This window comes from Salinisphaera sp. T31B1 (assembly GCF_040361275.1).
Classification (GTDB): domain Bacteria; phylum Pseudomonadota; class Gammaproteobacteria; order Nevskiales; family Salinisphaeraceae; genus Salinisphaera.
In genome coordinates, this window is record NZ_APNH01000001.1 from 1,422,133 (window position 1) to 1,436,270 (window position 14,138).

The window sequence follows — 14,138 nt, forward strand, 5'->3', positions numbered from 1 at the left end:
GCCGGGTGTTCTACCGGATAGGGCCGTCTTTGCCGACCGAGGACCGTCTATTGCCAGCCCATCTGCCAGGTGTCGTCATCGGTCAAAGCACGCCAGGCCAGCGTGAGCCTGCGCCGGGTAAGCACGGCCTCGAGTACGACATCGGCCACTTGCTCGCGGTCGTCGCGAATGACCTCGATCACTATGAAATGCTTTTCCCGACGCTGCGGGGCGAGCGCCGTCCATTTGCTGTTTGCAAGCTTGTTGGGGTGGATACGGTTCATGGAAGCTCACTGGTCGCGATCGCCGAGCCGTTCCAGCGGCGCGTTCGCTCGGCGGCAGGGATATGGCTCAGGGACCGGCCGCCGACAGTCGACGCAGGCGAGAGGTAATCATCAGCCGCCAGCCCAATAGTACGGCGGCCACGCTCAGCCCGGCCACCAGTCCGATCCAGTAGCCGTACACGCCCAGGCCGTCGAACCAGCCATGGACACCGCGGCCGAGCATATTCCCGAGCCCGACGCCCACGCCCCAGTACGAGATCAGGGTCACGGCCATGATGATGCGCGTGTCCTTATAGCCGCGCAGCGCGCCGGCGATGCTCACCTGCAGCGCATCCGAAAACTGGAACAGAGTGGCGATCAGCAGCAACTGTACCGCTAGGCGGCGTACTGCGGTATCACCGCTGTACAGTGACACCACCGCCGGGCCGGCCAGCACCAGAATGATATCAACGACCGCAGCCGCTGCCAGCGCACAGCTCAGACCGTTGTACGCCACGAAGCGCGCGTGGCGGTATTTGCCACGGCCAAGTGCCTGGCCGACCCGCACGGTCAGTGCCATGCCCAGCGACAACGGCAACATGAACAGCACGGAACTGAAGTTCAGCGCCACCGTGTGCGCCGCGATCACGATCTCGCCGTAGCCGGCCAGAAACAGTGCGATCAACGTGAACAGCGACACTTCGGCGAAGATCGCCACGCCCACCGGCAGACCAACACGCAGCAACTCCCCGATCAGCGGCGGCGACGGCCAGGAAAAGCGGGTGCCCACGCGGGCATGCCGATAGACCGGCGCGAGACGCGTGTAGGCGAGCATCGCGATGAACATCACCCACATCGAGGTAGCGGTGGCCAGTCCGCAGCCGGCCGCACCCAGCGCCGGCAGATCGTGCAGTATCGACGGCAATGCCTGACCGAAGAGTCCCGCCAGCCCCGCGCCGCCGTAGATCAGGGTGTAATTGCAGACGATGTTGACGGCCAGGCCGAGCAGGGCGAACTGCAGCGAGGCTCGCGTATGGCCCATGCCGTCCGAATAGAACCGCAGCGTTTCGTAGAGTGCGATGGCCGGCAGGCCCAGCGAAACCCCCTGCAGATAGCGCGCGGCCAACACCGCCACGTCCGACGGCACCGACATGAACTCGAACAGCGGCATGGCCAGCGTACGGGTGGCGAGCGCGCAGAGCAGGCCCATGGCCAGCGCCACCCACAGCGCCTGATGCACCGACGGCCGGATCGCAGAGAACCGGCGTGCGCCGACGTGCTGGGCAACGATCGGCGTCAGGCCCATCAGGGTACCGATCATGAACAGCACCAGCGGGAACCACAGACTGGAACCGACCGACACCGCGGCCAGATCCAGCGCGCTGGCATGGCCGGACATGGCCACGTCCACCGTGCTCATCGCCACCTGTGCGAGCTGGGCACCGAGCACCGGCAGCGCCAGTCGCATCAGGCGTGCGCTCTCGATTCGGCTGAGCCGGGCGCGGCGGACGAAAGACACGGTCACCAACCTTGAGGGTATGAACGATAACTCGGGCGGGACGGGTTGTCGGAGCCACACGAGCGCGGCGGGATTCTAGCCTGTTTGAGGCCCGGCCGGCGTTGCACGGCGCGCACTCGCCGCGTCGGGCGCCGCGGTCATCCGTGGGCTGGAAACCATGCGGTGTCGGGTCGGGGTCGGCCACGCAATGGGCATAACTCACGGCGATGGGCGGTTGGTGGCACGGGTAGGGCCGGCAGGCGCCCGGGATGACCATGCGGCTGGCGGCGAGCTAGGCGACGTTGCGCAGCAGCTCCGAGACCACTCGTTCCAGGTCGATAAGGGAGCCGCAGCGGGCGACCTGGTGGCAGTGGGCCCGATAGCGCCCCATTTCCGAATCGCCGCTGTCCCAGGCCGTGCGCGGTTCGGGATTGAGCCAGATAAGCCGTTGGCTGCGTTCGTAGATGCGCCGCAGCAGGTCGGTTCGCGGGTTGCCGCCATTGTTGCGCGCGTCGCCCAGAATCAGGACGGTCGAATGCCGATCGATATCGTTCAGCGCCATTGCGTTGAAATCGGCCAGGGCCTGGGCATAGTCGGTGGATCCCTGGCCGTGGTCGTGTAGCGTTCGGCGGACCGCCTCGTCCAGATCGTACTGTCGGAACAGATCGGTCACCTCCGCCAGGCGCGAACAGAACACGAATGCACGTACCTGGGACAGCACCTCGCCGAGGCTGTATAGAAACATCAGCATGAAGCGTGCGTAGTGGGCAACCGACCCGGAGATGTCGCAGATCACGAACACGCGAGGCCGCTCGACACGGCGCGACTTCCAGGCCAGCTCGATCATGTGGCCGTCATGGCGCATGTTCCGGCGCAGCATTTGGGGCAGGTTCAAGCGGCCGCGCTGGGTGACACGGCGCCGGCGGGAATGGGCCGCGATGAGCTGGCGGGCCATACGCTCGATCATGCGCCGCATGATGGCATCGTCGTGGCGCTGCACGCTGGATAGGCGCGTGCTGCGTAGCCGCCGTTCGCGAAGCCGGCGGCCGCGCGTGTCGGCATGCAGGGCGTACTGGGCTTCGACGTGTTCACGTATCTGTCGGCGCAGGCGCTCCCGGCGCCGGTCCAGTTCGGCGGCCAGCCGCCGGTCTGCCGGTTCCGCGGAGGCGGCCCGCATCGTGATCTCATCCATGAGTTCGGGCCGGCCGAGCCGGTCCATCAGCCGCAGCGTGTACAGCCCGTGCTGGGTGAACAGCTGGATATCCTCGAGTGCGACTTCCCGAGCAGCGCCGGCAATGGCCATCGACAGTGCGACCGGATCGTCGGCGACGAGCAGCCGCCCGAGCGACGAGGACGGCTGGCTCATCAGCGGTGCCGGCTCTCCGGCGCCTGTCGGGTCCGACCGATCCTCGGCCAGCGTGTCGCTGGCCTGGCCGCCGTGACGACGGGCATTACCGCCACTGCTGCCGCCCTGGGCCTGGCCGTGGCCGTTGGCTTGATCGCCGGCCATGGCGTCGCCCGAATCGTTGGCCGCGGCGGGCGGGGTGTTCGTGCCCGTCTTGGTTTCGAACCGCTCGTCTGTGCCGGGCAGCTCATCGTCGGCGATAGCGGGCGTGGCGGTAAAATCCTCGAAACGGAAGAAACGCTCGAAACACCCGTCAAAGGCACGGGATTCGGCTTCGCTCTTGGCCAGTGTAGCGCCGAGGGCTTCCTTGAGTTGCTGGCGGTCGTGCCAGCCGACCAGCTCGGCAACGCGAAACGCGTCCAGGGTTTCGGCCGTGGACACGCGAACATCGGCCATGCGCAAAGCGCGCACGAATCGGGCGAGCGTGGCCTCCACGGCTCAGCCAGCGCCGACCGCGCGTCGGATCATCGCGGGCAGCTGCAGTTCGATCCGATCGATGTCGTCCTGGAACTTCAGCAGCACGTTGAGCGTTTCGCTGACCCATTCGGCATCGAGCTGTTCGACATGCAGCAGCAGCAGGGTGCGCGCCCAGTCGATCGTTTCGCTGATCGCAGGCGCCTTGCGCAGATCCATCTCCCTGAGCGCCTGTACGAAGGCCACCAGCTGGCCCCGTAATGCCGCCGGTATTTCGGGCACGCGCGTACGGATGATCTGTTCCTCCAGTCGCGCGTCCGGAAAGGGGATGTACAGATGCAGACAGCGGCGCTTGAGCGCATCGGAGACTTCACGCGTGTTGTTCGACGTAAGGAAAACGATCGGCGGCGGGCCGGCGGCGGCAATGGTGCCGATCTCGGGCACGGTGACCTGATAGTCCGACAGCATCTCCAGCAGCAGCGATTCGAACTCTTCGTCGGATTTGTCGATCTCGTCGAGCAGCAGCACACTGCCCTCGCGCTCGCGCAAAGCCTTGAGCAAGGGCCGTGGCTCGAGGAAGGCCTCGGAGAAGAATATATCGTCGTGCTGATGCAGGCGCTGCACGGACTCCGCCAGACCGCGCGCCCCGCCCAGCGCATCGTCGATCTGGTCCTTGAGCACCTGGATGTACATCAGCTGCTTGCCGTACTTCCATTCGTACAGCGCCTTGGCTTCATCGATGCCTTCGTAGCATTGCAGCCGGATCAGCGGCAGGCCGAGCATGCGCGCGGTGGTCTTTGCGAGTTCGGTCTTGCCGACGCCGGGCGGACCTTCGACCAGTACCGGCTTGCGCAGATGAAACGCCAGGTAGACCACGGTAGCGATGCGGCTGGAACCGATATAGGCGTGTTGCGCCAGGCCGGCCGATACCTGATCGACAGAGGCCATGGCTGCGCTGGACGGGGCAACTAAGGGTTCGGTCACACAGGGCTCCGGTGGAAGATCGGCCGTATCGATAATGGCGGCCATCATAGCCGCCCGTACGCAGTGCCGACCAACGCGACCGGTAGCTCGAGTCGGCCCGGCCCGGGCGCTGTTCGTGCGCACGAGGTTTGCGGACACGCCTGGTGCCGCGGCAGCATGGGCGTTTCACGGTCACCAGGACAGGCCGGATGCGTATCGCGCTACTCGATGATTATCAGCAGGTCGCCCGTGACCTGGCGGACTGGGACCGGCTGCCCGACGGTGCACGTCTAACGGTCTTCAACGATCATCTGGCCGACGAGGATGCGCTGGTTGACCGCCTGGCCGCGTTCGACGTGATCGGGGTCATGCGTGAACGAACGCCCCTGACACGCTCGCTGATCGAACGACTGCCGGATCTGCGCCTGATCGTGACGACCGGCACGGGTAATGCATCGATCGACGTGGCGGCGGCGCGCGAACGCGGCATATGTGTCTGCGGCACCGACTCGCTCGGTTTTGCCACGGCCGAACACACGATGGCGCTGATGCTGGCGCTGGCACGCAATCTGGTGGGCGAAGCCAATTCGGTGGCCCGTGGTGGCTGGCAGCTCGGGGTGGGGCGTGATCTGCGCGGCGCAACCCTGGCACTGGCCGGGCTGGGCCGGCTGGGCAGCGAAGTCGCCGCCCTGGGCCGGGCGTTCGGCATGCGCGTCATCGCCTGGAGTGAACACCTGAGCAGTGCGCATGCCGCGGCAAACGGGGTCGAGGCAGTATCAAAGGATCGGCTGCTGCGCGAAGCCGATTACCTGTCCATCCACCTGCGCTTGTCGCCGCGGACCGCCGGCCTGTTCGGGGCGCCCGAGTTCGCACTGATGCGGCCCCGCGCCTGTCTGATCAATACCTCGCGTGCGCCGATCGTGGATACCGGTGCCCTGCTGGCCGCGCTCGAGGCTGGCCGACCGGGTGCGGCCGCCCTGGATGTATTCGATATCGAGCCGTTGCCTGCCGACAGTCCGCTGCGCGGCCATCCGAAACTGCTGCTGACCCCGCATATCGGCTATGTCACCGAGCCGACCTACGAGCTGTTCTATCAAGGTACGCTGGAAGCCATACTGGCCTTCGACGCCGGCCGGCCGATCCGCGAGATCACGGCCTGAGCCAACACGGCCGGCTCAATCCGACAGCGCCTTCATCTGGCGATACAGGTCGGCCTTGCCTTCGAAACCGATACCGGGCAGTTCGGGCAGGGTCACATGACCGTTGCGGACCTCGACGCCGTCCGGGAAACCGCCGAACGGCTGAAACAGGTCCGGATAGCTTTCGTTGCCCCCCAGGCCCAGGCCGGCGGCGATGTTCAGCGACATCTGATGGCCACCGTGGGGAATACAGCGGCTCGCCGACCAACCGTGCTCCGCGAGCATGTCGAGCGTGCGCAGGTATTCCACCAGGCCGTAGCTGAGCGCGCAGTCGAACTGCAGCCAGTCGCGGTCGGGGCGCATGCCGCCGTAACGGATGAGGTTGCGCGCATCGGCCATGGAAAACAGGTTCTCGCCGGTGGCCATGGGGTTACGATAGTAGTTGCGCAGCATGGCCTGCAGCTCGAAGTCCAGCGGGTCGCCGGCCTCTTCGTACCAGAACAGGTCGTAGGCCGACAGCGCCTTGGCATAGGCGATCGCGGTATCGAGATCGAAGCGGCCGTTGGCGTCCACAGCGAGCTTCTGGCCGTCGCCGAGCACGCTTAGAACAGCATCGATACGGCGCAGGTCGTCGTCGAGCGACGCGCCGCCGATCTTCTGTTTGACCACTGTGTAGCCGCGGTCGAGATAGCTGCGCATCTCGTCCTTGAGTTTCTGGTGGCCCTTGCCGGGGTGGTAGTAGCCGCCAGCGGCATAGACGAACACTTCGCGGTTCGCCCGGCCGTCGCCGTAGCGCTCGGCCAGCAGGTCGAACAGCGGCCGCTCGGCAATTTTCGCGACCGCGTCCCAGACCGCCATATCGATGGTGCCGATCGCCACCGAGCGTTCGCCGTGCCCGCCGGGCTTTTCGTTGGTGAACAGGGCGTTCCAGATACGGTGCGCATCGAGGTTGTCACCGGTGTCGTCGACCAGCGTATCCGGGTCGGCAGCCAGGACACGGGGGATAAAGCGTTCCCGCATGAGCGAGCCCTGCCCGTAACGGCCGTTGGAGTTGAAGCCGTAACCCACTACTGGCCGACCGTCGCGGATCACATCGGTGATCACGGCCACCAGGCTCAGCGTCATATGTGAAAAGTCGATATAGGCGTTGCGTATCGGCGAGCTGATCGGAACGGTCTTTTCGCGGATGTCGACGATTTTCATGGCGAGCGGTCAGTCGATGGAACGAATGCCCATCATCGGCATCCGGCGTCGGCGATGCCAATGCTATTTTTCTAGTATTTTATGCCGCCATGGCACCGGCCGATGAGTTCGATGAATCTGTCCTGGCTCGAGGATTTCATGGCGCTGGCGGCCAGCGGCAACTTCTCGCGCGCGGCTGCGTCACGGCACATGACCCAGCCGGCCTTCAGCCGGCGTATTCGTGCCCTCGAACAATGGGTGGGCACGGAGCTGTTCGATCGCTCCAGCCAGCCCGCACGGCTCACGGCGGCCGGCGATTGGTTCGAATACACCGCGGTGGAACTGCTCGAACGCATCGCGCAGGTGCCCGCTCAGACACGCGCGGTTGCGGCGGCCGACGCGGGCGAGCTGCGCTTCGCGGCAACCCATGCCCTGTCGTTCACGTTCGTCCCCGGCTGGCTGCAACGCATGGAACGCCGAGCCGCGGTCGGCCGGGTAAGTCTGGTCTCGGATGTGCGCCAACGCTGTGCACAGATGCTGCTCGCAGGGCAGGTGGACTTCGTGCTCGGCCATGCCCACCCGCAGGCACCCAGCGAACTCGACGCCCAGAGCTGTCCGTCGCTTCTTATCGGCGACGACGTCCTGCTGCCGGTGGCTGCAGCAAATGCGGCGGGCGAGCCGCGCTATTTGCTGACGCATGCCTCACCGGGATCGCCGATCGCCGTGCTCGGCTACAGCAACGAATCCGGCATCGGCCGTATCCTGCACATGCTCAAGGGCGACGCGCTCGAGCATGCTTCGGTGACCCGTGTCTTCACCGCCCACCTGGCGTCGGTCCTGCGCACCATGGCCCTCGACGGCCGCGGTATCGCCTGGCTGCCGCGGACGCTGATCGCCGACGATCTGGCCGCCGGGCGTCTGAGCGTGGCCGCAGACGCCGGCTGGCATGTCGCACTGGAGGTGCGTTTGTATCGCGGCCACGGTCCGCTGGCTGCGGCCAGTGAGGCGTTCTGGCGCGACGCGCACGCCTGAGCCAACCGGAAAGGGAGGCAACTGTGCGCCGTCGCTCGCCACCTGTGCAGGGTGGCTGCCGATAGTCGCAGCGGCGCGATTGAATTCCTTGTACTTTATCGTCCGGTCCGGCGATGGCGGCCCCGGGTGGCGAAATGGCGTGCTGATACGCGCGCGGCGGTTGCCGGGAGGCCGCCAGTCCGAGCAATACTGAATACACAAAGCTTGCTGCCCGCAAAAGCGGCTGATATAAATTGAACAGTGTTTAATTAAGAGGTTTCGCGCCATGGCTTCCGGACAGTTCCAGCTGCTTGGACAGCGACGCTTCTCGCCGTTCTTCTTCACCCAGTTTCTCGGCGCGTTCAACGACAACCTGTTCAAGAACGCGCTGGTCATTCTCATTGCGTTTCAAGGCTCGTCGATGGCGGGTACCGGCATGAGCGCCGATGTGCTGGTCAACCTGGCAGCGGGTCTGTTCATCCTTCCGTTCTTTCTGTTCTCGGCGAGCGCCGGACAGTTCGCCGACAAGTACGACAAGGCGGTGCTGATGCGGTGGATCAAGGCGCTCGAGATCGTGATCATGGCCGGTGCCGCGGCGGCCTTTGCCTTGGACAGTCTGGCGCTGCTCATGGCGCTGCTGTTCTTGATGGGGGCACAGAGCACCTTGTTCGGGCCGGTGAAATACGGCTATCTGCCGGCGCATCTGGACAATCGCGAGCTGACCGGCGGCAACGGTATGGTCGAACTCGGCACGTTCCTCGCGATTCTGTTGGGCACGATCGCCGGCGGCGAACTCGTGCATGTGGTCGGCGACCGCACACTGATCATCGGTGCGTGCGTACTGGTAATCGCGCTACTGGGCTGGCTGGTGAGTCTGGGCATTCCGCATACGCCGGCCAGCGCGCCCGGGCTGAAATTCAACTGGAACCCGATCACCGAGACCGCGCGTATCGTGGGCTTCGCGCGCGTCGATCGCACGATCTTCCTGTCGATCATGGGCATCAGCTGGTTCTGGGCGGTAGGGGCGATCTATCTGGCGCAGCTGCCCAACTACGTAAAGGTCGACCTGGGCGGCGACGCGACGGTCGTCACGTTGCTGCTGGCGTTGTTCTCTCTGGGGATCGGCCTTGGTTCCATGTTCTGCGACCGCCTGTCCGGCGGGCGGATCGAACTCGGGCTGGTGCCCTTCGGTGCCGCCGGGCTGGTGGTCTTCGGCCTGCATCTGGCGTTTGCGAAGGTAGCGGCGCACCCGGTGCCGGTCGGCGTGATCGGCTTTCTCGGCCTGGACGGCAGCTGGCGCGTGTTGCTCGATCTCGGGCTGATCGGGCTATTCGGCGGCTTTTATATCGTGCCGTTGTATGCGCTCATTCAGGAGCGGGCACCGCGCGAACGGCTGTCGCGCATCATCGCGGCCAATAGCGTGATCAACGCGCTGTTCATGGTGATCGCCTCGCTGTATGCCGTGGCTGCGTTCAAGCTGGGGCTGAGCATTCCCCAGCTGTTTCTCACCGTGGCTGTCATGACCGCTGCGGTCGTACTGTTCATCTTCAAGCTCGTGCCCGAGTTCACGATGCGTTTCATCGTGTGGCTGCTGGTCAGCACGATCTACCGGGTGCGAGTACGGGGAATGGCGAATCTTCCGGAGACCGGCGGCGTGCTGTTGGTGTGCAACCACGTCAGTTTCATGGATGGCTTGATCCTCGGTGGCGTGATCCGGCGACCCACCCGGTTTGTGATGTACCACACGATATTCGATATCCCCCTACTGTCGTTTGTCTTCCGCACAGGTCGGGCGATTCCGATCGCGCCGGCCAAGGAGGATCCGGAACGACTGGCGGTGGCTTACGACACGATCGCGCGCGAGTTGGCCGACGGGCAGGTGGTGTGTCTGTTTCCGGAAGGCGAGATCACCCACGACGGAGCCATGCGCGAATTCCGCAAGGGTGTCGAACGCGTGGTCGCGCGCACACCGGTGCCGGTAGTGCCGATGGCGCTGCGCGGCATGTGGGGCAGCTGGTTTTCGCGTTCGTCCGGGCAGGCGATGTCGGGCTGGCCGCGCCGTTTCTGGTCGCGTATCGAGCTTATCGCCGGCGCCCCGGTCGCCGCCCAGCGAGTCAACGCCGACGATCTGCAACGCCGGGTGCAGATCATGCTCGACACCGGTCGGCCGGTCAGTGACCCGGCGGCGGACGATGAGACGCAACCAGTCCGTCGAGATAGTGAATGACCAGGTCGTCGGTCAGATGCTCGGTGGCCCGGCCGCCGACCAGGTGGAGCTTGTGTGTGAGGCTGAGTATGCAAATGCCGTGCACGCCGCTCCACAGCGCCTGGGCCGCGGCGGCGAGCGCCGCACCTTCGGTATGCGAGGCCGCGGCCAGTGGCGGCAGAATCAGATCTACCAGCCGCTGTATACGCGCATCGACATAGTCCGGGCCGACCATGTCCTCGGGCAGACGATGTTCGAAACACGCGCGCCAGCGGTTTGGGTGAGCGCGTGCAAAGGCGGCATAGGCACGCGCGGCCTTGATCAACTGCCGCCTTGGATTGCGTTCGTCTGTCACGGCGCCTGACAGCTGGGCACCCAATGCATCGAGCGTGCGTGCGTTGACGTGCAGGACGACGTCATCGAGGTTCTTGAATATCAGGTAGAGGGTGCCCGGGGTGTAGCCGATTGCCCGCGCGATCGCGCGCGCGCTCAGGCCGGTCAGGCCCTTGTCGGCGATCAGGCGTTCGGCGGCATCCAGAATGAGTTCGGTCAGCTGTTCGCGGGTATGTTCGCTACGGCGGGCCATGGGCGACACAAGAGCAAGCGGATCGGGCGGTCATGATCGCATCGAACGGCGTTCATCGCAGGATCGGCGGGCGCCCGCGCCGGACTCGGCGGATGATTGTTTACCCCGATTGGCAGATACTGTTCAGACATCGCCGTCGCCGGCATTGGCTCGGTTGCTGGGTCTGGCGGGGTGTGTGCCTGCGTTCGCGGATAGACAACGGAGACCAGTGTCATGCGCTTCATGTTGTTGATGATTCCCAAGGGCTACGAGAGCGCCGAGCCCGGTACGATGCCGGATGCGCCAGCGGTGACCGAGATGATGAAATACAACCATCGTCTGCAGGCGGCCGGTGTACTGCTCGGCCTGGACGGCTTGCATCCGCCGTCGATGGGCGCACGGGTTCGTTTTATCGACGGCCAGCCGCAGGTCAGCGATGGGCCGTTCGCAGAGGCCGCCGAGACGCTCGGCGGCTATTGGTTGATCGACGTCGCCTCGCGCGAGGAAGCGATCGCCTGGGCGTCGCGCTGTCCGGCCGGCGAGCACGAAATCATCGAAGTGCGTCAGGTACAGGCCTTCGAGGATTTCGCGGCCGATGTACAACAGGTGCCCGGCTTCCCGGAAATGCAGTCGCCGATGGATGACACCGGCGCGCTTTGAACGAACCGGCGTACCGGTTCAGCCGGTGCATGGCCCCATATTGCGTATCGGCTGGGTCAGTGCGGCGCGGCAGGGTGAAGGCTCGAACGCGCATCCTGCAATACCCCGATCGCCGAGTGTACGAACACGCCGGCGATCAACAGCCCGATGACGACATCCGGCCAGACGCGGCCGGTTGCGGCCACAAGCATGGCGGCCAGCAGCACGCCGCCGTTGGCCAGCAGATCGTTGCGTGAACAGACCCACGACGAGCGCATGTTGACGTCGTCGTCGCGGTGGCGCGTCAGTAGCAGCAGACAGAGCAGGTTGGCGCTCAGTGCAAGCAGTCCGACGCCCGCCATCACGGCCGGTTGCGGTGGTTGTCCGCTGATGGCCTTGAACGCGGCCTCAGCGAGTACGATCACACCGAACAGCAGCATGAGGCTGCCCTTGAAGCCAGCCGAGACGGCTTTCCAGCGCGCGCTCCGGGCGACCACGAACAGGCTGAGCCCGTAGACGAGGCTGTCGCCCAGCATATCGAGCGAGTCGGCGAGCAGAGCGGACGAGCCGGCCAGCCAGCCGGCACTGAATTCGATGACGAATAGCGCAGCGTTTAGGCCGAGTACCAGCCACAGCATGTGCGCCTGACGTTCTCGCAGGCGCGCGATATGGGCATCGTCTTCATTGCAGCAATGAGCCATGGCCAGGCTCCGGGGAGTGATCCATGCCAGCATGAAGGTTAAAGTGACTTGAAGGTCAAATCCGCGTCATTCCATGCTCACTATATCCGAAGCCGCACGGCGGGCCGGTTGCAGCGCCTCGGCGATCCGCTATTACGAACGCGCGGGCCTGCTGCCGCCGCCGTATCGCGGCCACAACGGCTATCGTTATTATCACGAACGCGAGGTCGAGCGGCTCGGCTTTGTCACGCGTGCCCGTGCGCTCGGTTTTCCGGTGTCGGCCGTGGCCGATCTGTTGTGTCTGGCCGATCACCCTGAGGCGCCGTGTGATTCGGTCGATCGATTGCTCGCCCATCAGCTCTCCGACGTGGACATGCGCCTGGATCGGCTGCAGTGCTTGCGTATGCGGTTGGCCGAATTACAGAGCGTCTGCGCAGGCGGCCACCCCATGCGGGACTGCGGCATTCTCGCGGCTCTCGGTGGCGATGGCCCGCCCGATGCCGCCGGTTGATCCGCGCGCAGTCGAGCGCATCAGAGCATAGGGCCGATCACGGCGTGGCCTTCCCGCCAGTGCCGGATGGGCCATATCGCCCGCCGTGCGGCCCGGCACGCAGCAGGCTGATCTCCAGCGATACGCGTTCGACGAGCACGGGGTAGACAGCCTTTCGGCCGGTTCGCGCGGATCATGGATCGGAGTGATCGGTTCAAGTCGCTCAAGGGACATGGCGTGATCGCCGAACGACAGCCAGTACGGCAGGCCCGCAGCGTCGGGGCCGATGTGAGCTGTGCTCGAACGGGGCGGCATCACTGGCTGGCAGCGTGTGCGGTATAGTCCGCCCGAGGGGCGTGGTTCGAGAGTATCTTGGTCGACTATACGCCTCTCGCCGATCTCCTTATCCGGCCTCGGGGCGAGTTAGACGAGCCGATGCCAGGTACAGAACCGGCTTTCGACCCGGGTCAGCCCGGCAAAGGTGATCTGGCCGGTCGATCGGCATGCGCAGGTCGGCATGCCAGTCGCCGGCCTATAGCCAGCACACCTGCGTATCGGGGTCGATGAACGTCGGTTCGCCGTCGGCCGGTTCGGCCTGGCGCGTGCGATGCCACAGGCCGTGATCGCGCGGTGGCATCCTCGACCGTCTTGCAATCCTGGGGCGCGATCAGACTTGCCATGAGATCGGGTACCTCGAGCGGCGGCAGTCCATCGTCCACGGCGTGGTACACCGTATCGTGGATATCCGCGAGCACGGCGAGCCGATCCATGCGGACGATGCCGGCCGCGGCTGGGAGCAGCTGTCGACTGGCCATGGATTCGGGTTCGCCGGTTTCCGAGTGATAGAACCCACGGCGCGCCCGCCGAGACGAAGCCCGGTTCGACGAACGCGCCGATCGGCGCTCAGGCCGGCAGGGCGCCGCTCTGTTTGGCCTTATGGGTCGAGATGGCGTCCATCAGCTCCGGCGCCAGCACGTCGTAGGGCGTCAGACCCAGTTCGCGCAGTCGGCCGCGAATCTTGTCCATATTGTCCGGTTTCTCGCCGGTTTCAATGATCGACGAGACGAACGCGGCGAATTTTGGCTCGCTCCACCCGCGTTCCGACGACAGCTCGGTATGGACGAAATCCAGCCCGTGGAATGGATGACTCTCGTCTTCGATCCGACCGAACATGTGCGTACCACACTCGGTGCAGGCATGGCGCTGTATCGGCGCGCTGCTATCCACGACCGCCAGCTTGTCTTCGTTCTCGGCCACCGAAACCGCTTCGCGGGATACGACTGCCACCAGCGAAAAGCGTGCGCCCTGAGGCTTCCAGCATTTGCTGCAACCACATGCATGATTGTGGGCGGTCTGTGCACCCACTCGTACCTTCACCGGCTTGCTGGTGCATTTGCAGCTGAGCGTGCCGCCCGAGAAGTCACCGTTGCCCGGAGTGATGCCGTTATCGATGGCCGGGTGAATGCTCGGCTTGCCGTCGGTTGTCTGGCCGGCGTTGCCGCCGCGATCGCGCATGGGCTCGGCCCGTGCCGAGGGCGGGGTGTTGTTCCGTGCAGCCGGTTTATCGTCTTTCTTGCCGGTCAAGGCATCGATGATCTTTTTCAGCATGGGGATCTCCTTTGTTCCGAAACTCGCGATTATTTATTGGTATGGCGAGCGCGCAGGATGTGGTCGGTGGTCGATCCATAACGCCTGACGCGCCCT

Annotated in this window: 13 protein-coding genes; 5 read left to right on the forward strand and 8 right to left on the reverse strand. The window is 65.0% G+C overall.

Annotation, left to right across the window (positions count from 1 at the left end; translation table 11 throughout):
• Positions 1-47 precede the first annotated feature (47 nt).
• The 4 genes from T31B1_RS06530 to T31B1_RS06545 form a co-directional block, all read right to left on the reverse strand.
• A complete protein-coding gene (locus T31B1_RS06530) occupies positions 48-263 on the reverse strand; it encodes a TIGR02450 family Trp-rich protein (protein WP_353248631.1) in 216 nt (71 codons plus the stop codon).
• A gap of 67 nt (positions 264-330) precedes the next feature.
• Positions 331-1,761, reverse strand: a complete 1,431-nt coding sequence (locus tag T31B1_RS06535) for an MATE family efflux transporter (protein WP_502950919.1) — start codon at positions 1,759-1,761, stop codon at positions 331-333.
• Positions 1,762-2,032: 271 nt separating this feature from the next.
• Positions 2,033-3,580 carry a VWA domain-containing protein gene (locus T31B1_RS06540; protein WP_502950920.1) on the reverse strand — a complete coding sequence of 516 codons (1,548 nt, stop codon included), beginning with the start codon at positions 3,578-3,580 and terminating at the stop codon, positions 2,033-2,035.
• Between the two features lie 3 nt (positions 3,581-3,583).
• A complete protein-coding gene (locus T31B1_RS06545; RefSeq protein WP_353248770.1) occupies positions 3,584-4,507 on the reverse strand; it encodes an AAA family ATPase in 924 nt (307 codons plus the stop codon).
• Between the two features lie 224 nt (positions 4,508-4,731).
• On the opposite strand from T31B1_RS06545, the gene T31B1_RS06550 reads away from it, so the two are divergent.
• Entirely contained in the window at positions 4,732-5,682 is a 951-nt protein-coding gene (locus T31B1_RS06550) for a D-2-hydroxyacid dehydrogenase family protein (RefSeq protein ID WP_353248633.1), read from the forward strand.
• Between the two features lie 15 nt (positions 5,683-5,697).
• On the opposite strand, the gene T31B1_RS06555 is transcribed toward T31B1_RS06550, so the two are convergent.
• Positions 5,698-6,864: a mandelate racemase/muconate lactonizing enzyme family protein gene (locus T31B1_RS06555; RefSeq protein ID WP_353248634.1), complete on the reverse strand. Its 1,167-nt coding sequence runs from the start codon at positions 6,862-6,864 to the stop codon at positions 5,698-5,700.
• Between the two features lie 111 nt (positions 6,865-6,975).
• Between T31B1_RS06555 and T31B1_RS06560 the strand changes: the two genes are divergently transcribed.
• A complete protein-coding gene (locus T31B1_RS06560; protein ID WP_353248635.1) occupies positions 6,976-7,875 on the forward strand; it encodes a LysR family transcriptional regulator in 900 nt (299 codons plus the stop codon).
• A 265-nt stretch (positions 7,876-8,140) separates the two neighbouring features.
• Positions 8,141-10,081: an MFS transporter gene (locus T31B1_RS06565; RefSeq protein WP_353248636.1), complete on the forward strand. Its 1,941-nt coding sequence runs from the start codon at positions 8,141-8,143 to the stop codon at positions 10,079-10,081.
• On the opposite strand, the gene T31B1_RS06570 is transcribed toward T31B1_RS06565, so the two are convergent.
• On the reverse strand, positions 10,026-10,646 hold the full coding sequence (locus tag T31B1_RS06570; RefSeq protein ID WP_353248637.1) for a TetR/AcrR family transcriptional regulator: 621 nt from the start codon (positions 10,644-10,646) through the stop codon (positions 10,026-10,028). The two genes, T31B1_RS06565 and T31B1_RS06570, sit on opposite strands and share 56 nt — an antisense overlap.
• A gap of 213 nt (positions 10,647-10,859) precedes the next feature.
• Between T31B1_RS06570 and T31B1_RS06575 the strand changes: the two genes are divergently transcribed.
• Positions 10,860-11,285, forward strand: a complete 426-nt coding sequence (locus tag T31B1_RS06575; RefSeq protein WP_353248638.1) for a YciI family protein — start codon at positions 10,860-10,862, stop codon at positions 11,283-11,285.
• 56 nt (positions 11,286-11,341) lie between these two features.
• Here the strand turns inward: T31B1_RS06575 and T31B1_RS06580 are convergent, their stop codons facing one another.
• Positions 11,342-11,965 carry a cation diffusion facilitator family transporter gene (locus T31B1_RS06580; protein ID WP_353248639.1) on the reverse strand — a complete coding sequence of 208 codons (624 nt, stop codon included), beginning with the start codon at positions 11,963-11,965 and terminating at the stop codon, positions 11,342-11,344.
• Positions 11,966-12,038: 73 nt separating this feature from the next.
• On the opposite strand from T31B1_RS06580, the gene T31B1_RS06585 reads away from it, so the two are divergent.
• Positions 12,039-12,455, forward strand: coding sequence for a MerR family transcriptional regulator (locus T31B1_RS06585; RefSeq protein WP_353248640.1), 417 nt, complete (start codon positions 12,039-12,041; stop codon positions 12,453-12,455).
• An 882-nt stretch (positions 12,456-13,337) separates the two neighbouring features.
• Here the strand turns inward: T31B1_RS06585 and gfa are convergent.
• A complete protein-coding gene (gene gfa, locus T31B1_RS06590; RefSeq protein WP_353248771.1) occupies positions 13,338-13,949 on the reverse strand; it encodes an S-(hydroxymethyl)glutathione synthase in 612 nt (203 codons plus the stop codon).
• Between the last annotated feature and the right edge of the window lie 189 nt (positions 13,950-14,138).